The sequence below is a fragment of the Mycolicibacterium sphagni genome, assembly GCF_002250655.1.
Classification (GTDB): Bacteria; Actinomycetota; Actinomycetes; order Mycobacteriales; family Mycobacteriaceae; genus Mycobacterium; species Mycobacterium sphagni.
Genome location: NZ_NOZR01000006.1, coordinates 125909 through 146099, shown reverse-complemented (window position 1 = coordinate 146099; position 20191 = coordinate 125909). Strand labels below are relative to the sequence as shown.

The following is a 20191-nucleotide window of genomic DNA, read 5'->3' as shown; positions in this document are numbered from 1 at the left end:
ACGAGGGCTTGATTCTGGCCTCGGACTCTCGCACAAACGCGGGTGTAGACAACTTCGCCAAGTTCTGCAAGATGACGGTTTTCGAGCGCCGCGGAGACCGCGTGCTGATCCTGCTGAGTTCGGGAAATCTGGCCGGAACCCAAGCTGTCGTCAGTGTGTTGAGGCAACGGTGCGCCGAAGGCGATGCGGTCACCAATCTCTTCGGCGCTCGGACCATGTTCGACGCCGTGCGCCTGGTTGCTGACGCGATGCGCGATATCGAGAAGCGCGATGCCAGCCACCTACAACAGAACAGCATTCGGTTCGATGCGTCCTTCATCGTCGGCGGACAGGTCCGCGGCGAGCCCATGCGTTTGTTCCGGATATACGCCGAGGGCAACTTCATCGAAGCAGGAATCGATACACCCTTCTTTCAGACCGGTGAAACCAAGTATGGAAAGCCGATCCTCGACCGTGTCCTCACTCAAGAGACTCCACTTGCGGATGCCACGAAATGTGTTCTGGTGTCTTTCGATTCGACGATGCGAAGCAATCTCTCGGTGGGTATGCCGATCGACTTGATCTGCTACGAACGAGACAGCCTCGAAGTGCGGTGGCGGCGCCGATTCGACGAGGGCGACCCATACTTCACGTCACTGAGCGACGAATGGGGCGACGGTGTGCGGAAAGTCTTTCGCCACCTCCCCGAACTGCGTTGGTGAGGTCGCTGTCACGATGGACACCTTCATCATCACGTGTGAGCATGGCGGCAACCGGATACCCGCACGCTATCGAAGTCTCTTCCGGGGACAACAGGCGCTGCTGGATTCCCACCGAGGATACGACCCCGGTGCGCTGGTTATGGCCAGGGCACTTGCCCGCAGCTGCGGGGCGCCACTGGTGGCTTCCACGGTGAGTCGCCTTCTTGTCGATCTCAATCGGTCGGTCGGTCACCAGCAGCTGTTCTCGGCAGTGACCCGCGACGCGTCGGACCAGACTCGGGCGCAGATCGTCGAAATCTATTACCGGCCCTATCGCTTGCACGTCGAGCGTCTCGTCACGCAGGCCGTGATGCGGGGCGACCGCGTGATCCATGTTTCGTCGCACAGCTTCACCGCAGAGCTTGATGGCAGTGTCCGCGACGCCGACGTGGGTCTGCTCTACGACCCCAGTCGGCCGGGGGAGAAAGCGCTCAGTGCCCGCTGGAAGCAATCTCTCGCGACATTGGCTCCCGAGCTTCGGGTGCGCCGCAATTATCCCTATGCCGGAAAGGGCGATGGGTTGACCACACATTTGCGGCGGCAGTTCACGCAAAGCGACTACGTCGGAATCGAATTGGAAGTAAATCAGGACATCGTCCGAGCCGCGGGCCGATGTTGGACGGCGTTACGGCACGTACTCGTCGATTCGCTGAACGCGGCGTGTGAAGGGTTAAGGTGACAACGGTGCGCATACGCGTCGGCTTCGAAATGATCTATGACTGTCCACAACCAACGCCAATCATCTTCAACCTCAACGTCCACTTCACGCGCGTGTCCGATTTAGTCGGCCGCGATCCCCTCGTGGTGCACCCACCCGTGCCGATGGCAGGTTATCGCGATGGCTTCGGCAACTGGTGCACGCGGATTGTTGCTCCCAAGGGGCGTACACACATCTCGGCCGACGCCCTGGTCAACGACACTGGGATTCCCGATCCCATTGTTCTTCGCGCTCAACAGATTCCGGTATCCGAATTACCCGAGGAGACTTTGGTCTTTCTGCTTGGCAGCCGATATTGCGAGACCGATCGCCTCTCCGAGGCGGCCTGGAATCTCTTCGGACAGACGCCGACTGGATGGGAGCGCGTTCAAGCAATCTGTACGTTTGTTCATCGGCACATCACGTTCGACTACGCTGATGCGCGCAATACCCGTACGGCGCTGGAAGCGTTCAACGACCGGGTCGGCGTCTGTCGGGATTTCACCCATCTCGCCGTTGCTCTCTGTCGCTGCATGAACATTCCGGCGCGCTACTGCACGGGGTACCTTGGTGATATCGGGGTGCCACCGGTGGACGAACCAATGGATTTCTCTGCCTGGTTCGAGGTTTTTCTCGACGGACAGTGGCATACCTTTGACGCACGCCACAATACGCCGCGCGTTGGAAGGGTGTTGATCGCGCGCGGGCGCGACGCCGCGGATGTGGCGCTCAGCAACTCTTTTGGTCCCGCCACGCTGGCGAGCTTCAAGGTGTGGACCGACGAGGTAAGCCCGTAGCCGGGCGTTAGCTCTCGGCCGGCTCTCCGTCCGCGGCGGCCGTCGTGGCTTCAGCTTCCTCCTCGACGCGCCGCCGGAATAGCCGGCGGCGCCTCTCGGGCGGTTCGTGCGATGTCATCTCCACGCCCTTGTACACGGCCAGATACACCGAGATCGTCGTGACGATGATGATCATCAGCACCGGACCCAGCACGATGCCCCAGAAGCCGAACATCGCGATGCCGGAGAACACCGCCAGCAGCATCAGTGCCGGATCCAGCCGGGCCTCGCGCGGCACCAGTATCGGCCGCAGGAAGTTGTCGACGTTCGTCACGCCGATGACGTGGAACAGCACGACGAACAGACCGCCACCGATGTTGCCGAAGAACATCATCCCGATGCCGAACGGGATGGTGACGATGCCGCTGCCCAACGGGATGACCGACAGCGCGGTCAGGAAGATCGCGAAGATGAAGAACCCTTGGTGGAAGCCGCCGATGTAGATCGACGCCGCGCCCAACACACCCTGAACCAGTGCGATGATGAACTGGCCCTTGACAGTTCCCTTCACCATCGCGCCCATCTTGGCCAGATAGAGGTCGGTGACCTCCTCGCCCAGCGGGTTGAGCCGGCGGATCAAGAGCAGCAGCTGCTCCTGGTTGGTCAGCAGTGAGATCAGCACATAGAGGAAGATGATCGCCGACGTGATCACGCCGATCACCCCGCCGGCGGCGCCTTGCAGCGCATGCAACAGCCAGCGGCCGAGATTCTGCGAGACGCTGATCATCGTGTCGCGCAGTGAATCTGTGGTGACCGAGAAGTGCCCGAACGGCAATTTGGCCAGCGCCTGGTTGACGTACGCCAGCGCATGGTTGCCCACCGTGGACATGTCCGCGGTCTCCACCCAGTCCGCCACGTGCACCACCATGTGCGAAATCTGAAGCACCGCAAGCGTCAACAGCGCGCCGACAGGGATGATGACGGTGGCCAGCGCAGCCAGCACAGTGCACGCTGCCGACAGCCCGGACCCGAACCGGCGCCGGCACCGGTTGTACAGCGGGGTGAACAGGTAGGCGACGATCGCCGCGATCACCACCAAGATGAAGTAGTGCCGAAGGAAATAGGCACCCAGTACCAGGGCGAGCAGCGTGATGATCGCCAGCGCGCGCTTCTGGGTCAGGGTGAATTCGGTCTTCACCGAACTACGGATTCATCAGCCGCGTCAGGTGCTCCTGAATGTTGGGGTAGCGCTTCAGGTGCGCCCCGCCATTGAGGTCGAGAATCTCCCCGGTCAGCCACGACGACTGCGGCGACACCAAGAACGCCACCGCGTCGGCGATGTCCTGCGGAGTCCCCGCCCGCCCCAGCGCAGTGTTCTCGACGTACTCGTCGACGACACCGGGAACCACCGCGGCACCCTCGGTCAGCGGTGTGTGCACGAAGCCCGGCGCGACAGCGTTGACCCGGATTCCGCGCGGCCCCAACTCCAGTGCCGCCACCTGCGTCAGCATCGACAACCCGGCCTTGGCCGCGCAGTAGGCGCTCATCCCGATCGCGGGCTGGCGCGCATTGAGCGATGTCAGCGACACCAGCGTGCCGCCCTCGCCGAGGCGGCGACCGGCATGCTTGATCACGATGAATGCGCCATTGAGGCACACGTCGACCACTGAGCGGAACTGCTCGGTGTCCAATTCGGTGATGATCCCGAATCCGCTGAACCCGGCGCAGTTCACGACCGTGTGCAGCGCACCTTCGCGAGCTACCACGTCGTCGAAAAGCGTTGCCACCGTTGCCTCGTCGGTGACCTCCACCGCCGCCCAGGTGTGCGGCTCGCCCAGCGCCGCCGCGCGTTCCTTGGCCAGCTCGGTGTTGCGGTCGGCGATCGTCACCCGTGCGCCCTGGGCCGCCAGCGTCTGCGCTGTCGCCCAGCCGATACCGGAGGCGCCCCCGATGATCACAGCCACCTGTGCGGTCATGACACCTTCCCGTCGTTCTCTGGGGCACCCCATTTGTTCCGAACCGCTTCCCAGGGATTGCCGTACCCGGGCGGCTTGCCGTAGTACGGCGACTGCCGCTTGAGGTACTCGCGGGCCACCGGCGCGATCACCCGGAACACGTAGCGCTTCCAGCCGACCTTGTTCGCGGTCTCGGTGAGCATGTCCGGCCACGAGTAGTGCTGATGTTTGAGCACTTCCTGGGCGGTCGCCGAGTCCATCCAGTCGGTGGCGAACCAGCCGCCGTCATCGCTCGGGTCGCCCTTGCGTCCCGGCGGCAGCGCCCCGACCAGGCCCATCGCCGCGGAGGTGGACTGCCCGATATCGCCCTGGCGCAGCCGGTGGCTGTCATCGCCGCCGATCAGCAGCGTCCGACCCAGTACATCGGCGGTGGTGGCCGCGGCGAACGCGAACGCGACATCGCGGACGTCGACGGTCTGCAGCCGGCCGTCGGTGGGCAGCACGCCTTCGAAGAAGATCAGGTTGGGGTCCATGCCGAGGTTGGGTTCGGTGGTCAACACTCCGCCCAGTCGCAGGATCACCCAGCCCAGGCTGGACGCCCGAACGATGCCTTCGGCCTCGACCTTGTGCTTGCCGTAGTTGTCGAATGGATTCACCGGAGTCTCCGCGGTGAGTACATCGGTGATCCGGTACGGGTTGCGCGGTCCGTACACGGCGATGCTCGACGCCTGCACCAGCCGCGGCGGGTTGGCATGCGCCTCAGCAGCTTTCACCAGATTCTCGGTCGCGCCCACATTCACCTTGTAGGCGAGCGCCGGTTTGGCGTAGCACAGCGGCGGGATCACCGCAGCCAGGTGGATGACGGCGGCGGGGGAGACCTCACCCAGCAGCTCCTCGACCGCGGCCGGGTCGGTGAGATCCGCCCAGCGCACCCCCACACCCGGGGGCAGATCGGCGGCAGCCTTGCGAGTCGCGTCGGTATCGAGATCGGTGGCGACCACGTGGCGGCCGGTGGATGCCAGCTGTTTGACCGTGGCACTCCCGACCAACCCGAACGCGCCGGTTACCAGCACAGCGTCGGACATGAGCTCCCTTCCTGTGTAGAACGCGTTCTAGTGAAGCACGGGCAGGGCAGCGGCCCTACCTCTTCACGCAGCGGAAGCCGATGTGACTCATCCCGGTGTCGACCATCTGCGGCCGGCGTGCTGCGGGGCGGTAGCGCATGCAGTAGCTGTCCGCGCACAGGAACGATCCACCCTTGATGACCTTCCGCGGGACCGTGAACTGTGGCTGCGCCGGATCGTAGCTGCCTGCCTCGCAGCACGGATCGCCCTCGCGAGTGTCGGCGTACCAGTCGGATGTCCACTCCCACACGTTGCCGGCCATGTCGAACAACCCGTACCCGTTCGGCGGGAAAGTGCCGACGTCGGTGGTGCGCCCGTAACCGGGTGCGGGCCGCCAGGGGAACTCGCCGTGCCAATAGTTGGCCAGTTTTTCGCCGGGCTGCTCGGGTTGATCTCCCCACGTGTAGGCGACCTGATCCAAGCCGCCGCGCGCCGCGGCCTCCCACTCGGCTTCGGTGGGTAGCGCCATCCCTGCCCAGTCCGCGTAGGCCGCGGCGTCGTCGTAGGCGACGTGCACGACCGGGTGGTCGGCGCGTTTGGCGATCGACGAGCCGGGACCTAGCGGGTGGCGCCACGTGGCGCCGGGTGTCCAGGTCCACCACTGGCTGAGGTGACGCAGATCTACCGGCCCGCTGGTGCGGCGGAACACCATCGACCCCGGTTGCAGGTTGACCGCAGGTGCGCCGGGGTAGTCCTCGGGGTTCACCGGCCGCTCGGCGACCGTGAGATACCCGGTGGCTGAAACGAATTCGGTGAAGTCGGCGTTGGTAACCTGACGCGCTCGAATCCAGAAGCCGTCGACGGTGACCGGGCGAACCGGCGCTTCCTCGGCGTAGTGCCGGTCGGATCCCATTACGGCGGTCTGCCCGGGGATCCAGACCAGCGCGGGGTCAGTCACTGAAGACGGCTCTCCATTCGTCGCGCATGCTGGCCTGTGCCCAGCCGTGCGTCTCGGCGAGGTCCAGTGCCCGTTCCGCGCCTGCGGTGTAAGCGAATTCGCGCTCGGCGTCGTCGTGGTGGACCAGCAGCGCCAACGACGGGCCCGGGCCGGCCGTGGCGTATTGCAGCATCTCGATATCGCCGTTGGAGTTTCCCGCGGCGAGGAGCGGCCGGCGGCCCACCCGCCCCCAGATACGGACCGGCTTGATCGGGCCGTCGTTGAGGAATTCCGGTTGCGCCGTGGTCAGCAGTTCGCCGTTCTGGAAGATCAGCCCGACCGAACTGCCGATCACCCGCTCCGGGGGGATTCCGTACATGGTTGTGGTGATGGGCCGCATGAAGTCCCGGCCGCCGCCGGACACGATGTAATTGGTGAAGCCGAAAGACTCGAGGTACCGCAGCAATTCGACCATGGGGGCATACCCGCAAGCGGTGTAAGCGCGGCCCAGCGTCGGGTGCTTCGCCTCGGCGAAGAACGCATTGACCCGCGCTGCGTGCTCATCGGTGGTGATCGTAGCGTTGGCCGAAAGAACCCCACCGGCAAGCAGTTTCAGGGCCGAGTCGTCACCGTTGTAGTGCTTGGTGACGGCGTCGCCGAACCATGCCAGATCGCCGGCCGCCGCCGCGGTGTAGGGCTGGTTCGAGGCCAATGAAGGGTCGGCCGCCGCTTGTTCGGCCAGGCGGCGCACCAGGAAGTCGAGCTGGATGTATGCCGGCTTCTCACACCACAACGTGCCGTCGTTATCGAATACGGCGACGCGTTCCTCGGGCGCGACAGCAGCCGCCGCGCGCTCAGTGAATTCGACGAGCGCCGACTTCGTTGGCCCGTCGGCCCAGGACTCCAGCATCTAGTCAGCCGCGAGGAAATCGTTCAGCTTCTTGACGATCTGGTCGATGCTGAAGCTGGCCGGCTCGTGTCGGGGCGGGAACTCCTTGAACGTGTCGAGAAACATCGACGCCATCGCCGTCGCGTAGAACACGAAGAAGTCCCTGCGCAGAAACCACTCGTAGTACGTGTTCGACGTGATGTCGGCGTACTCGAACGGATCGGTGCGCAGGTTGAACAGCTTCGGTACGCGCAGCTCGGTGAACGGCTCGGCCCACGTGCGCAGCGTGCCCTGGCAGCGTTGCTCGGCGAAGACGATCTTCCAGTTCTCGAACCGCATCGCGACCATCTGAGCGTCGTCGTTGAAATAGAAGAAGCCACGACGCGGGCTGTTCTCAACCTCGCCCATCAGATAGGGCAGCAGATTGAAACCGTCGATGTGGACCTTGTATTCGATATCACCGATCCGATAGCCCTTTTTCAGCTTGTCGCTGACATCGGGGTCACCCGCCGCGGCGACGAGTGTCGGGAGCCAGTCGTGATGCTGGATGATGTCGTTGGAGACGCTGCCCGCCTTGATCTTTCCGGGCCAGCGGATCATCTCGGGAACCCGGTAGGCGCCCTCCCAGTTGGTGTTCTTCTCGCTGCGGAACGGGGTGGTGCCGGCGTCGGGCCACGAATTGCGGTGTGGACCATTGTCGGTGGAGTAGATGACGATGGTGTCTTCGGCGATGCCGAGTTCGTCGAGCACGTCGAGCACGGTGCCGACGTTCTTGTCGTGGTCGATCATCGCGTCGTGGTACTCCGACTGCCACAGCCCGGCCTGGCCCTTGCTGCCGGGTTTGAGATGGGTGTACAGGTGCATGTGGGTGAAGTTGCACCAGACGAAAAAGGGGTTGCCCGCGTCGTGCTGACGACGGATGTATTCGACGGTGCGATCGGCGATGTCGTCGTCGATGGTCTCCATGCGCTTGGCCGTCAACGGCCCGGTGTCCACGATGGTCTGCCTGCCGACCGGCCCGAACTTGGGATCGTCGGGTTCAGTTGAGACCTCGTCGATGGCCTTGCAGTCGAGCACCCCACGCGGCAACGCCAGGTCGTACAGGCGGGGGAACTGGTCTTTGTGCGGATAGTCGAACTGCTCGGGCTCCTCCTCGGCGTTGAGGTGGTACAAGTTGCCGTAGAACTCGTCGAATCCGTGCACCGTCGGCAGGTACTTGTTGCGATCGCCGAAGTGGTTCTTGCCGAATTGGCCAGTGGCATAGCCCAGCGGTTTGAGAAGTTCGGCGATCGTCGGGTCCTCGGCGACCCAGCCGATGTCGACGCCGGGAACCCCGACCTTGCTCATCCCGGTTCGGTACACACTTTGGCCGCTGATGAAGGCCGCGCGCCCCGCGGTGCAACTCTGCTCGCCGTAGGAGTCGGTGAAGCGCATCCCCTCCGCGGCGATCCGGTCGATGTTGGGCGTGCGGTAACCCATCATGCCGTCGCTGTAGCAGCTGAGGTTGGAGATGCCGATGTCATCGCCCCATATGACCAGGATGTTGGGCTTGTCTGCTGGCATGGTGTCGACGTTAGGCGTACCCGAGGCGCAATTGCGACATCTCATCAACAATTCACGAAGCTTGACTTCGCTACGCTCGGGACCATGCGGAGCCAAAGCGGTCTGGTGGTGGCGGCCCTGTTGACCGCAGCGGTTGCGGGCTGCAGCGCCCACGATTCACAGCCGGCAGCGAGCGCGCAGAGTGGTGCGGTGCTGCTCAACGACGTCTCAGTCGCTACGGTGATGGACGCCATCACGAAGGCGAAATTGCCCGCGGCCAATCCGCGTGATGCGACGGCGTCCAAATGCCCGGAGGCGGGCTGCGTCGAGGCGACCGAGACCGACACGGTGTCGATCCTGAAATTCCCGAGCACCGGACGCGCGGAGCTCTACGCCGCCGCGGTGCGCGACATGCTGCAGGTCGAGGACATCGTCGTGCTGTTCGGCCCCACCGTGACAAGCGAGCAGAAGACCGCCTACGGCGTGGCCATCAAGAACGCGATGATGACACTGCCCGCGCCATAGATAGCAGTCGTCTCCGATGGACCTGCCGCGTTAGCTCTTCATCTCAGCGTAGAGCTGGGTGTAGTACGGCAGGCATTCTTTGAGCGCTTGCTCCGTGGTATAGAGCGGCTGGTAGCCGAGGTCGCGCCGAGCCTTGGCTATGGAGAAGTAGTTGTCGATCGACACCCGTTCCACCGCAAGCGGTTCCAGCGGCGGCCGGGGCAGCCCGAATTTGAAGTGCAACCACTGCCAGCCGGTCAGCAGCGCATGGACCAGCCCACCGGGGATCCAGAACGTCGGCCACTTCTCGCCGCAGGCCTCGACCACCGGGCGGGAGAAGTCGAACATATTGATCGGCTCGCCGTCGTTGATGAAATAGGCCTGGCCGGGCGCGGTGCCACCGGGCACCAAATGCTCTGCGGCAAGGATGAATCCGTGCACCAAGTTGTGCACGTAGGAGTTGTCGAGCTTGGCGTCTTTGTTGCCGACCAGGACTTTGACGTGTCCGGCGATCACACTTTCGAACAGCTTGCGGAACATGGTCTGGTCGCCGCGGCCCCAGATACCGCTGGGGCGGATCGAACAGGTCAGCAGCCCGCCCGTGCCGTTCGCGCTGAGCACGAACTTCTCGGCGACCACCTTGGTCTCGGTGTAGAGGTCGTTGAACCGCGCTGTGTAGGGCAGGGTCTCGTCGCCGTTCACGATCTGCTGGCCGCCCATGACCACGCTGTTGGATGCGGTGTAGACGAATCGCTTGACGCCGGCGGTCTGCGCGGCGTGCACCAGGTTCTTGGTGCCGCCGACGTTGACGTCGAAGCTTCGCTTGCGGTACTCGTCGGTGACCGACCCCCCACCCATCAGGTCGATGATCGCGGCGGTGTGGAAGACAGTGTCGATCCCCTCGACCGCGGCGGCGACGGTGGCGGTGTCGCAGATGTCGCCCTGGAGCACCTCGAGCCGCTCATGAGCTGGCAACTGGGATACGGCACGGTCGAAGGCGCGGACGAAGTGTCCACGTTCGAGCAGTTCGCTCACCAGGTTGGCGCCGACGAACCCGGCGCCGCCGGTCACGAGGACACGGCCGAGGTCCGTCGTCAGCGTGGCATCACTCATGGCCGAGAGAATAACTGAAACACGTTCCAGTTCTCCAATACCGCAGGTTATCGACCTGCCCGAATCAGTCCTCGTCCTCGTCGCGAGACGCCAGCGCTTCCTCGACGCGCTTGCGCGCTCCGGCTAAGTGCTCTTCGCATCGTCGCGCCAGCTCCTCGCCTCGCTCCCACATCTTCAGCGACGAATCAAGATCGAGTCCGCCTTGCTCGAGCACGCGAACCACCTCGATCAGCTCGTCCCGGCAATCTTCGTAGCCAAGCTGACTAATGGGCTTCGTTTCTTGTGACTCGCTCATGCGGCTCCATCCGTCAGGCCGGTACTGGTGGCGCCGATCGCGCCGTCGCCGACGCGGATCCGCAGCCGGGTGCCTGCCGGTGCGTCGACGGTCGTTCGAAGAATCTCACCGGTCGCGGTCTGCACTACGGCGTAGCCGCGTGCCAGCGTGGCCGCGGGCCCCAGCGTCGCCAGGCGTGCCGCCAGGTGACCGATGCGCTCGGATTCGGCGCTGACCAGGCGGTTGATGTCGCGGCGCACCGCGGCGCGGGCGCGCTCGATTTCCTCGGTGCGCTGAGTCAAGGCGCGCAGGGGGTCGGCCAGCACCGGGCGGCTGCGCAGATGGGTCAGGGTGCGCTGCTCGCGGCCGACCCAGTTGCGCAGCGCCTGGGCGCTGCGCTGCCGCAATTCCTTGACCAGAGCCAGCTCGGCGACGGCGTCGGGCACCACTTTTTTGGCGGCATCGGTGGGGGTGGCCGCACGCACGTCGGCAACCAGGTCGCACAGCGGGTTGTCGGGCTCGTGGCCCACCGCGCTGACCACCGGAGTGGTGCAGGCGGCGATCGCGCGGCACAACGTCTCGTCGGAGAACGGCAGCAGGTCCTCCACGCTGCCGCCGCCGCGGGCGATCACGATGACGTCGACCTCGGGATCGGAATCGAGCGCCGCTAAAGCTTCCACGATCTGCGCCACCGCGTTGACCCCCTGCACGGCGGTGTTGCGGATCGCGAAGCGCACCGCCGGCCAGCGGGCGGCGGCCACCGTCGTCACGTCGTGCTCGGCCGCACTGGCCCGCCCGGTGATCAGCCCGACGGTCGACGGCAGGAACGGTAGGGGGCGCTTCAGGCGCGGGTCGAACAGGCCCTCGGCCTCCAGCAGTTTGCGCAGCCGCTCGATGCGGGCCAGCAGTTCGCCGACGCCGACCGCGCGAATATCACTGACCCGCAAGGAAAATGAGCCGCGCACGGTGTAGAACGTCGGCTTGCCGCAGACCACCACCTGGGTGCCCTCGGTGAGCTTCACCGGCGCCGCCAGCACCAGATCACGCGGGCAGCTGATGTCCAAGGACATGTTGGCCGCCGGATCCCGGAGCACCATGAACGCCGTCGAGTTGCGCACGTTGATCTGGGTCAGCTGACCCTCCACCCACACCGGGCCCAGCTTGTCGATCCAGCCGGCCACGCGGATGGCCACCGCGCGGACCGGGTACGGGTTTTCCGCCGAGCTGCCCTGGGTCACTTGGCGGACGCGCGGGTGATCCTGTTGGCCAGCAGAGTCTGGAACGGTGCGCGGGCCTTGGACGCTTCCTCGTAGGCGAGCAGCTCCTCGAGGTCGGCGACGCTCAGCGACGTCAGGCGTGCGCGCAGCTGGGCCAGCGTCAGCGACTCGTAGTCGAGTTCCTCGACGATGGCCGGCGCGCTGGTCTCCGTTGTCGCCGCCGTCGTCCCCTGAGCCTTGGTGTCGACGCCGTCGGTCACCGTGTACAGGGCGAAGCGGCCTTCGGTGAGCCGCTCCCCGTCAAGCACCGGCCCGTCGCCGTCGTCGCCGGAGAAGTCTTCGTCGAACGTCGCCCATTCGGGCTGTTCGTCCTTCGGCGGGAAGATGTTCTCCAGCGCGGAGTCACCCTTGATCACCAGGTCGGCGAGGTCTTGCTGCACCTTCATCACGATGTGCGCAATGTTGCTTGCCACCGTCATCGGGTACATCAGGATGGTTTGGGGCAGCTTGCGGGTTTCCTCCAGCGCGGTCACGGCCGCGCCGACCAGCAGGCGAACCCCATATGGTGCTGTTGCCATGGCCCACAGCCTACGGCTGGCCCCGCCAGCGTGCGGGAACGTACCCTGGAAACCATGCCGCCTACCGTCAACATGGGGATCCCCGGTGCCGCGAGCTCGGTGGGCGGGGGTGCGTTCGGAGGGCAGGACCGAAGCGACCCGGGAAGTGGCGGTAGGAAGCGGGTGCTGCTGGCCGAACCCCGGGGCTACTGCGCCGGGGTGGACCGCGCCGTCGAGACCGTCGAGCGCGCGCTGGAAAAGCATGGTGCCCCGGTCTACGTGCGGCACGAGATCGTGCACAACCGCTACGTGGTGGACACCCTGGCCAAGGCCGGGGCGGTGTTCGTCGAGCGGACCGACGAGGTGCCCGAGGGCGCCATCGTGGTGTTCTCGGCCCACGGCGTCGCGCCGACGGTTCATGTCGAAGCCGCCGCGCGCAACTTGAAGACCATCGATGCCACCTGCCCGCTGGTCACCAAGGTCCACAACGAGGCCAAGCGATTCGCCCGCGACGATTACGACATCCTGCTGGTCGGCCACGAAGGCCACGAAGAGGTCGTCGGCACCGCGGGGGAGGCACCCGATCACGTGCAGGTCGTCGACAATCCGGACGCCGTGGACAAGGTCACCGTGCGCGACCCGAACAAGGTCATCTGGCTGTCCCAGACCACGCTGAGCGTCGACGAGACCATGGAGACGGTGCGCCGGCTGCGGGAGAAGTTCCCGACGCTGCAGGACCCGCCCAGCGACGACATCTGCTACGCCACCCAGAACCGGCAGGGCGCGGTCAAGGCGATGGCACCGGAGTGCGATCTGGTGATCGTCGTCGGGTCACGCAACTCGTCGAACTCGGTGCGCCTCGTCGAGGTGGCGCTGAATGCCGGCTCGGACGCGGCCAAGCTGGTGGATTACGCCGACGACATCGACCCGGCCTGGCTGTCCGGGGTCACCACGGTCGGAGTCACCTCAGGCGCTTCGGTGCCCGAGATCTTGGTGCGCGGCGTGCTGGACCGGTTGGCCGAGTACGGCTACGGCACTGTGCAGCCGGTCACGACGGCCAACGAGACGCTGGTGTTCGCGTTGCCCCGAGAAATCCGCCCGGCCCGCACGTAGAGGCGTTTCAGCGGTCGGAACGCCAGGACTCGGCGTCCCACTCACTCGAGCTCCGGGACCGCGGCTGCTTGGCCTGATCGTCGCCGTCGCCGTCGCCGCGATACCGCACCCGCGACACCGGGTGGCGAGAACCGCTGTCCCCGTTGGCCCGGCCGGGCTGGCGCTGCCGAGGCGGCGGCTCATAGGACGGATACGGCTCGTAGGACGGGTAGGGCTCGTACGGCTCGAACCGGCTGCCGCGCTGCGGCGGCGCGCCGTAGGGGTCCCGACGTTCGCGGGGCAGCCGAGGTTCACGCGGTTCACGCGGTTCACGCGGTTCGCGGGGTTCACGCCGGGATGGCGGAGGGATGCGGCCACTGGGGTCGCGCGGCTGGCGCCGGCGGCGCGGGGCATCGCTGAAGTCGGGATTGTCATCGGTAACCGGGCGGCGCCTGCTCGACGGCGCACGGCGGGGACGTTCGGGTGCCTCGGTGATGTCCTCCAGCGGGGGACGGGCGTGCCGGGAGCGGGTCGGCGCGGGGCGCTTGGCGGGCCGATCCGACCGGGCCCGCTTCTTCGCGGTGGCAGGCCGGTCGATGCCGTGCTTCGGCGGTTCTTCGTCCGCGTCGGCGACTGCACCGCGCTGGAAGACCGAGCCGAGCTTGACCGCCAGCCCGGCGAACATGCTGGGCGCCGCCGCGGCCTCGTCGTCGGCGTCGGGGGCGGCTGCGGCCGACGAGCGCGTCGACATCGCGAAGTACCAGCGCACCAATCCGATGAGCAACACACCCGCCGCGGTGAACAGCATCAGCGGGAAGCGCTCGATCAGCGGGTAGCCGCAGTTGATCAGGGTGTCCTTGATGCCGGTGAACGAGGCGCCGTGAAAAATGAAGTAGGCGCCGGGCACCGTGACGAACAGGATCAGCGGAGGCTGGATGACGGCAGTGAAGATGCTCGACTGCCGCACCGCCAGCACGGCAGCCAGACACCCGACTGCATACAGGGCCGCGAACACGTTGCCGAGTTCCTTGTTGCCCGATCCGGCGTCGAACGCGAACCCAATTGTGGTGGCGATCACAGCAATCAGGACGGCACCCCACCAGGGCACGCCGGAGAGATTCGGATGCGCCGAGCGATTCGCGGCCGCCACCGACGACCTGGCTCGCTGTGCTGACACACGTAGACCGTACCGTTTCCGGCTGAATGTGGACCGTCGGCGGGGCCGTGAGACGAGGGGTCCGCGGCGGCTTTCTCCTAGACTGTCCTCTCTGTGAGCCTGAGCCTGGGAATCGTCGGTCTGCCCAACGTGGGGAAATCCACGCTGTTTAATGCGCTGACCCGCAATAACGTGTTGGCGGCCAACTATCCGTTCGCCACGATCGAGCCGAATGAGGGCGTGGTTCCGCTGCCCGATCCACGGCTGGCAAAGCTGGCTGAGATCTTCAGCTCGGAGCGGATTCTGCCCGCGCCGGTGACGTTCGTCGATATCGCCGGCATCGTGAAGGGCGCCTCCGAGGGCGCGGGCCTGGGCAACAAGTTCCTGGCGAACATCCGCGAGTGCGACGCCATCTGTCAGGTGGTGCGCGTCTTCGCCGACGACGACGTGGTGCACGTCGACGGCAAGGTGGACCCGAAGTCCGATATCGAGGTCATCGATACCGAGCTGATCCTGGCCGACATGCAGACCCTCGAAAAGGCGGTGCCCCGGCTGGAGAAGGAAGCCCGCAACAACAAGGACCGCAAGCCTGTCTACGAGGCGGCAGTGGCCGCCCAGCAGGTGCTCAACGAGGGCACGACGCTGTTCGCCGCGGGCAAGAAGGTGGACTCGGCGCTGCTGCGTGAGCTGAACCTGTTGACCACCAAGCCGTTTCTGTACGTGTTCAACTGCGACGAGTCGATCCTCACCGACCCCGAGCGGGTGGCGGCGCTGCGCGAGATGGTCGCACCGGCCGACGCGGTGTTCCTGGATGCCAAGATCGAGGCGGAGCTCCAGGAGCTCGACGACGAGTCGGCGGCAGAGTTGCTGGAGTCGATCGGGCAGACCGAACGCGGGCTGGATGCGTTGGCGCGAGCCGGTTTTCACACGTTGAAACTGCAGACGTATCTGACCGCCGGGCCAAAAGAAGCTCGCGCATGGGTGATTCACCAGGGTGACACCGCACCTAAGGCGGCCGGCGTGATCCACACCGACTTCGAAAAGGGCTTCATCAAAGCCGAAGTGGTGTCCTACCAAGACTTGGTGGACGCCGGCACGATGGCCGCGGCGAAGGCTGCGGGCAAGGTGCGGATGGAAGGCAAGGACTACGTGATGGCAGACGGTGACGTGGTGGAGTTTCGCTTCAACGTGTGAACGCCGTCTCGGCAGCGATCACCCCGGGGGTGGCGGCGGAGCTAGGGGATGGGGGTCAGGACGACCACCGGTATCGAACGGCTCGTTCGTTGTTGATAATCGGTGAAGTACGGATACATCGCCACCAGCTTCTCCCATAGCCGGGGTCGCTCCTCGGTCGTGGCCACCGTGGCTCGAACACGCGTTGTCGTCTCGCTGACTCGCGCGACCGCCTCGGGGTTGGCCTGAAGATTCAGCCACCACGTCGGATCCGTGTCGCTGCCCGAATAGGCCGCGGCGATGACGAACCGATCGCCATCTTCGATGTAGATGACCGGTACCGTGCGCGGCTTGCCGCTCTTTCGTCCCGTGACGGTCAGCAGCATCGTCGGATACTTCGAACTCTGGGCGCGGCCCTTGGTCAGCCGGTAGGCCCACGCGTGCATGGTGCTGAATGCGCGAGTCACCGGACGCATCGCGGGGCGTTTCAGGACATTTCCGACCGCCAGGAAGGCCTTTCCACTCCGGGTGTACTCCACCGCTTACTCCTCCAAACCCTCGATTCCAAACCCTCGATCTCGACGCCCGCCGCCATGATCATCGCGCTAATCCCGTGCGATCGCACCCACAACCAGTGGGCATAGCCGACGGATGGTGCAGTTCCGGCTCAGGTGTAGTCGATTCCGGTGAACGTCGGAAAATCGCGCGATCTGCAAAGCCGCTGCGGGGTCAACTGGAGGGCCGATACTCGGCGCGACGGGTGAATTCCGGGTGATCTATCAGATCCTCGATGACCGAGTCGTGGTGCGCGTCATCCACATCGCGCATCGTCGTGACGTTTATCGATGACCGAATTCGGTCGAGTTCCGGTTCGGATCAACGTCTACAAGCAAGGGGTAGGCTGCGAACAGCCCGGCGGGGGAGCAGTCTTATGAATGTATCCGGCGACCGTCGCTGCGTGGTCTAACCTTTGCTTGGTTTCGCCAGCTTGCTTCGTCAACACGTCTCTCTAAGGAGTTGTCGTTGATCGTCGAGGTACTAAATCCAGCTCTCAGCAACGCCGCCATACAGATGGCTCTCAAAGCGGCCTACCAGAAGGTGGCCAAAAGTAGACATGAGGCCGATTCGGCCGACGTCGTAGTTGATTCGGGCAACGTCGTAGTTCAACCCCTTCCCGCCGAACTGCGCCTAGAGGGGGGAACGCCGGGTGTCGCTGTTTCCGGGGAGGCGATCGACAACAGGGTTAATGCGGTGCTCGCCGATGTTCGGGACGCCCAGCTTGCCCTTTATGCCCGAACGCAATACGCGTTCTACGCGGTCTTTCAAGCTCTCGTCCTTGTGCTCGCATGTGCGGCGGTCGTCGCCCTCGTAGTCTGCATAATCCGGTTGTCGGCAGGTGATCACGCTGCCGTCGAGCTTGTCGCAGATATCGGGATCGGTGTGAGTTCGCTCGTGACGGGCGGGGCCGCGACGTTCATCCAAACGCAGGCGTCAGCGGCCAAGGACCGATACCTGGAGGCGCTCAAACTGCTTCAGGCCTGATCCTGAGACAGCGGGATCGGCTCCGCGTCGAGTTCCGGTTCAACGTGTAGTCGGCTCTGCACTATTGGGTTCCGTGCACAGCGCCCACACTCGTCCAGATGCCGAAGTAGACACAGCAGGCTGCTGCGGTCCTGTTCAATCTATCGACATGATCGATATCGAGCTCTCCTGTGGCCTGCCTCCCGGACCTGATTTCGCCGACCTGGCGGTATTGGCGGAGGAGTTGGGATACGCGAGAGTGTGGATATTCGATTCTGCGCCGCTATGGGAGGACCCATTCGTCCACCTTGCGCTAGCAGCTCGCCGCACGACGCGAATCGGTTTGGCTACCGCGGTGCTCATACCGTCTCAGCGTTCGGTGATGACAATGGCGTCAGGTATCGCGACCATCGCTCGAATCTCCGGTAATCGATTTCGCGCGTGCTTCGGCACCGGCGCGACGGCTCGCTGGACACTGGGCCAGTCTCCGATGACGCTAGGGGCGCTGTTGGACTATGTCGGCTCCCTGCGGCGCGTGCTGGCTGGAGAGACAGTCGTCATCGATGGCAAACCTGTGCGGATGCTGCACTGGCCGGGCACGACGGCGGCTCGGCCGGTACGGGTTCCGTTGTGGCTCAGCGTCACGGGTCCACGCGGCAATGAGAGGGCGCACGAAGTGGCAGATGGGATCATCGGGCCGCCGCATCCAACGTTGCCTGCCGCGACCATGATGGCTGGCACGGTCCTCGACGTCGATGAGAACCCACGCTCCGACCGGGCGCTCCACGCCGTTGGGCCATGGGGCGTAATCCCGTGGCACATCGCCTACACCATCGGCGGTGCAGCGGCAGTCGACGTTTTGCCTGGTGGAGCGGCCTGGCGCAACTCACTTGAGGCGCTCGCGCCCGAGGAGGAGCGTCATCTGCTGACTTTTGAAGGGCACGTCACGCACCTTTCCCAGCGTGATGTCCCGCTGCTCCAACACCTTGATGTTGAAAGTCGAACCTCAGAGGCGTTGACGATGAGTATCGGTGACCCGACGTTGATCATCGAGCGGCTTACCCGACTCGCGGAGGCGGGCTACCAGGAGGTGATGTACACCCCCTCGGGCCCCGATGTCGCCCGGGAACTCACGGCTTTTGCGCGGATCGGCAGCTAGCGCCAGTCGGCGTGGTTAACCCTCGCCAGGCGGCAGCGTCACTTTGTCCGCGCCGATTGTGACGATGAGCCTGGTTTCGTTGGGGTTGCCGCTGAAATTGGGGTACGGGATGCCGAGGTATTTCTGCGAGATGGCATCGATGCTTTCGCGTCCACCTTCGGTGGTTGTGGAAATAACTCGCCCGCGCACCGCGTAGAACCGCGAGACATCCTCACCGTCAACAATATTGATGGCGACTCGCGGATCTCGCTCCAGGTTTCTCGCCTTCTGCATCCCCTCCACGATGTTGAGGACGATGTTCTCACCGTCGGTGTCGACCCACGTTTGCGTCAGCTGGGGCGAGCCGTCGGGCATAAGAGTGGCAACGAAGCACGGGCTGGCCTTGCGGAGAAGACCGATGAGACCTTCGGGCAGGGGCTTGGGCATGAACTGTCCCTTCATCACAACCACGTTGTAGCCGCTGGCGCCGCGCGTGTCCAGCATCGCGCTGACGGGATCGGACCCGCCCCGCCTAGTAGACCGGATTCGGTACTCACCAGGCGGATCATGCCAGCAGAATGCAGTCATGCGAGTCAAACGCATCACAACCAACCTGTCCGTTCCAGACATCCAGGCGGCCAAGGGTTTCTACACGGGCTTCCTGGGGCTGACCGACGAGGAGTTCAACCTCGGCTGGGTGGCCCGGTACACCGATCCTGACACCGGAGCGCACGTTCAGCTGGTCACGAAGGACTCGACGGCACCCGAGGACTCGGTCATCTCCGTCCACACCGACGACGTCGAGGCCGCCTACACAGAAGCCATGGAAAGCGGCTATGAGATCGTTCACCCGCTCACGACGGAACCCTGGGGCGTCCGCCGGTTCTTCGTTCGTGCGCCCGACGGCACGATCATCAACGTCGTCGCTCACCACGACTGAGGCGTAATCGCCCGATGAGCAAGGCTCCAAGTCGGAAGGCTCGGAGAAGCACGGCTTCGCCGCCGCCTCCGAGGCGTTCGATATGTTCGGTTCGATCCCCAAGATCAAGATGGTCACGGTGCAGGTCAACGGCAACGAGATGGCGTGGGCGTGGGCGAACCACTTCGGCACTGAACCCAACATCCAAATGGCCTACAGCATCGAGACATTCGCGTGGGACGACGACGGCAACCTGTTGATCAAGACGTACTACCCGATGCCCGAGTCCGTTGACTCCGAGAGCGACCCCTACGCGCACCTGCTGGGCCAGTAATTCGCTACTGAGTTCGACGCACCAGGTTGAAGGTCCGCTCCAGGCGCCGGGTCGTCAGATCCGTCGCGAAGTCGTCGGGTTCATCCTGGTCGTGGACGGCCGCTGCGTGGGTGCAGGCCATGATTGCCGACCACACGGTCACGGCCTTGACTATCTGCGGGTCGTCGTCGGCGACGCCCCGTTGATTGGCTAAACCTCGGGTCAACGCTTGTTTGCGATGAGCCGAGACGGCTTGCGCTACAGCTGAATTGGTAGCAATCACCCTGCCCATGCGATGCATTCGAAGTAGCGGCACAGGTCCGTACCCTGCGATGACCCGGTTTACCGTCCGTTGGTGAGCGGCCCGCAGGTCTTCCACAAGGTCTTCCCCCTGCGCTTTGGCCAGTTCTTCGAAGACGCCGGCGAAGATGGCGTCGGCGACGGCGAAGATGAAGGATTCGTTGTGCGGGAACTCGGCGGCGAGCAAACCGGGCTGAAGGTGATGCACAGCCGCGATGTCGTCCAGGGTCGTCGCGTTGTATCCCTGGTTGATGAAGAGCTCGAGTGCGGTGTCGACGATGACGTCGCGGTCTGCTTCGCCCATTGCTTCGTGC

25 protein-coding genes are annotated in these 20191 nt (G+C 64.6%); 11 read left to right on the top strand and 14 right to left on the bottom strand.

Annotation, left to right across the window (positions count from 1 at the left end; all coding sequences use genetic code 11):
• Positions 1-101 precede the first annotated feature (101 nt).
• Genes CG716_RS09230 through CG716_RS09220 form a run of 3 tightly spaced genes read left to right on the top strand, consistent with a single transcriptional unit; the run spans position 102 to position 2234 of the window.
• The gene (locus tag CG716_RS09230) at positions 102-701 is read left to right on the top strand and encodes a proteasome-type protease (protein WP_234817770.1); all 600 of its coding nucleotides are present in this window, start codon (positions 102-104) and stop codon (positions 699-701) included.
• A 13-nt stretch (positions 702-714) separates the two neighbouring features.
• Positions 715-1419: an N-formylglutamate amidohydrolase gene (locus tag CG716_RS09225; RefSeq protein ID WP_094478696.1), complete on the top strand. Its 705-nt coding sequence runs from the start codon at positions 715-717 to the stop codon at positions 1417-1419.
• A 5-nt stretch (positions 1420-1424) separates the two neighbouring features.
• On the top strand, positions 1425-2234 hold the full coding sequence (locus CG716_RS09220; protein WP_094478978.1) for a transglutaminase-like domain-containing protein: 810 nt from the start codon (positions 1425-1427) through the stop codon (positions 2232-2234).
• 7 nt (positions 2235-2241) lie between these two features.
• Here the strand turns inward: CG716_RS09220 and CG716_RS09215 are convergent, their stop codons facing one another.
• The 6 genes from CG716_RS09215 to CG716_RS09190 are packed head-to-tail and all read right to left on the bottom strand — an operon-like array spanning position 2242 to position 8621.
• Positions 2242-3411, bottom strand: a complete 1170-nt coding sequence (locus CG716_RS09215) for an AI-2E family transporter (protein ID WP_094478694.1) — start codon at positions 3409-3411, stop codon at positions 2242-2244.
• Between the two features lie 4 nt (positions 3412-3415).
• Positions 3416-4189: an SDR family NAD(P)-dependent oxidoreductase gene (locus tag CG716_RS09210; RefSeq protein WP_207760612.1), complete on the bottom strand. Its 774-nt coding sequence runs from the start codon at positions 4187-4189 to the stop codon at positions 3416-3418.
• Positions 4186-5253: an NAD-dependent epimerase/dehydratase family protein gene (locus CG716_RS09205; protein ID WP_094478691.1), complete on the bottom strand. Its 1068-nt coding sequence runs from the start codon at positions 5251-5253 to the stop codon at positions 4186-4188. Before CG716_RS09205 ends, CG716_RS09210 begins: the two co-directional genes overlap by 4 nt.
• A 55-nt stretch (positions 5254-5308) precedes the next feature.
• Positions 5309-6190 carry a formylglycine-generating enzyme family protein gene (locus CG716_RS09200; RefSeq protein ID WP_094478690.1) on the bottom strand — a complete coding sequence of 294 codons (882 nt, stop codon included), beginning with the start codon at positions 6188-6190 and terminating at the stop codon, positions 5309-5311.
• Positions 6183-7079, bottom strand: coding sequence for an HAD family hydrolase (locus tag CG716_RS09195; protein WP_094478688.1), 897 nt, complete (start codon positions 7077-7079; stop codon positions 6183-6185). Before CG716_RS09195 ends, CG716_RS09200 begins: the two co-directional genes overlap by 8 nt.
• Positions 7080-8621 (bottom strand): arylsulfatase, encoded by a 1542-nt coding sequence (locus CG716_RS09190; protein WP_094478686.1) that lies wholly within the window; start codon positions 8619-8621, stop codon positions 7080-7082.
• Positions 8622-8705: 84 nt separating this feature from the next.
• Here CG716_RS09190 and CG716_RS09185 point away from each other — a divergent pair, with 84 nt between their 5' ends.
• Positions 8706-9125, top strand: a complete 420-nt coding sequence (locus tag CG716_RS09185; RefSeq protein WP_094478684.1) for a hypothetical protein — start codon at positions 8706-8708, stop codon at positions 9123-9125.
• Positions 9126-9155: 30 nt separating this feature from the next.
• On the opposite strand, the gene CG716_RS09180 is transcribed toward CG716_RS09185, so the two are convergent.
• The 4 genes from CG716_RS09180 to CG716_RS09165 are packed head-to-tail and all read right to left on the bottom strand — an operon-like array spanning position 9156 to position 12286.
• Positions 9156-10229 (bottom strand): 3-beta-hydroxysteroid dehydrogenase, encoded by a 1074-nt coding sequence (locus CG716_RS09180; protein ID WP_207760625.1) that lies wholly within the window; start codon positions 10227-10229, stop codon positions 9156-9158.
• 52 nt (positions 10230-10281) lie between these two features.
• A complete protein-coding gene (locus CG716_RS09175; protein ID WP_094478680.1) occupies positions 10282-10512 on the bottom strand; it encodes an exodeoxyribonuclease VII small subunit in 231 nt (76 codons plus the stop codon).
• Entirely contained in the window at positions 10509-11729 is a 1221-nt protein-coding gene (gene xseA / locus CG716_RS09170) for an exodeoxyribonuclease VII large subunit (protein WP_094478678.1), read from the bottom strand. Before xseA ends, CG716_RS09175 begins: the two co-directional genes overlap by 4 nt.
• On the bottom strand, positions 11726-12286 hold the full coding sequence (locus tag CG716_RS09165; RefSeq protein WP_094478676.1) for a lipid droplet-associated protein: 561 nt from the start codon (positions 12284-12286) through the stop codon (positions 11726-11728). Before CG716_RS09165 ends, xseA begins: the two co-directional genes overlap by 4 nt.
• A gap of 54 nt (positions 12287-12340) precedes the next feature.
• On the opposite strand from CG716_RS09165, the gene CG716_RS09160 reads away from it, so the two are divergent.
• A complete protein-coding gene (locus CG716_RS09160; protein WP_094478976.1) occupies positions 12341-13378 on the top strand; it encodes a 4-hydroxy-3-methylbut-2-enyl diphosphate reductase in 1038 nt (345 codons plus the stop codon).
• 7 nt (positions 13379-13385) lie between these two features.
• Here the strand turns inward: CG716_RS09160 and CG716_RS29850 are convergent, their stop codons facing one another.
• Positions 13386-14534 (bottom strand): DUF6542 domain-containing protein, encoded by a 1149-nt coding sequence (locus CG716_RS29850; RefSeq protein ID WP_094478674.1) that lies wholly within the window; start codon positions 14532-14534, stop codon positions 13386-13388.
• Between the two features lie 93 nt (positions 14535-14627).
• On the opposite strand from CG716_RS29850, the gene ychF reads away from it, so the two are divergent.
• Entirely contained in the window at positions 14628-15707 is a 1080-nt protein-coding gene (ychF, locus tag CG716_RS09150) for a redox-regulated ATPase YchF (protein WP_094478672.1), read from the top strand.
• 41 nt (positions 15708-15748) lie between these two features.
• On the opposite strand, the gene CG716_RS09145 is transcribed toward ychF, so the two are convergent.
• Positions 15749-16225: a nitroreductase/quinone reductase family protein gene (locus CG716_RS09145; protein ID WP_094478670.1), complete on the bottom strand. Its 477-nt coding sequence runs from the start codon at positions 16223-16225 to the stop codon at positions 15749-15751.
• A gap of 232 nt (positions 16226-16457) precedes the next feature.
• Here CG716_RS09145 and CG716_RS31225 point away from each other — a divergent pair, with 232 nt between their 5' ends.
• From CG716_RS31225 to CG716_RS09135, 3 genes are all read left to right on the top strand, one after another.
• Complete coding sequence (locus CG716_RS31225) at positions 16458-16535, top strand: type II toxin-antitoxin system RelE family toxin (protein ID WP_337360770.1); 78 nt, start codon at positions 16458-16460, stop codon at positions 16533-16535.
• Between the two features lie 174 nt (positions 16536-16709).
• Positions 16710-17228, top strand: a complete 519-nt coding sequence (locus tag CG716_RS09140) for a hypothetical protein (protein ID WP_133066899.1) — start codon at positions 16710-16712, stop codon at positions 17226-17228.
• Between the two features lie 148 nt (positions 17229-17376).
• The gene (locus CG716_RS09135) at positions 17377-18366 is read left to right on the top strand and encodes an LLM class flavin-dependent oxidoreductase (RefSeq protein ID WP_094478666.1); all 990 of its coding nucleotides are present in this window, start codon (positions 17377-17379) and stop codon (positions 18364-18366) included.
• Between the two features lie 15 nt (positions 18367-18381).
• Here the strand turns inward: CG716_RS09135 and CG716_RS09130 are convergent, their stop codons facing one another.
• Complete coding sequence (locus CG716_RS09130; protein ID WP_234817769.1) at positions 18382-18849, bottom strand: PPOX class F420-dependent oxidoreductase; 468 nt, start codon at positions 18847-18849, stop codon at positions 18382-18384.
• Between the two features lie 82 nt (positions 18850-18931).
• On the opposite strand from CG716_RS09130, the gene CG716_RS09125 reads away from it, so the two are divergent.
• Positions 18932-19285, top strand: a complete 354-nt coding sequence (locus CG716_RS09125) for a VOC family protein (protein ID WP_094478664.1) — start codon at positions 18932-18934, stop codon at positions 19283-19285.
• An 82-nt stretch (positions 19286-19367) separates the two neighbouring features.
• The gene (locus tag CG716_RS09120) at positions 19368-19598 is read left to right on the top strand and encodes a hypothetical protein (protein WP_094478662.1); all 231 of its coding nucleotides are present in this window, start codon (positions 19368-19370) and stop codon (positions 19596-19598) included.
• Positions 19599-19602: 4 nt separating this feature from the next.
• Here CG716_RS09120 and CG716_RS09115 read toward each other — a convergent pair whose 3' ends face one another.
• The gene (locus CG716_RS09115; protein ID WP_094478660.1) at positions 19603-20181 is read right to left on the bottom strand and encodes a TetR/AcrR family transcriptional regulator; all 579 of its coding nucleotides are present in this window, start codon (positions 20179-20181) and stop codon (positions 19603-19605) included.
• Positions 20182-20191: the final 10 nt, after the last annotated feature.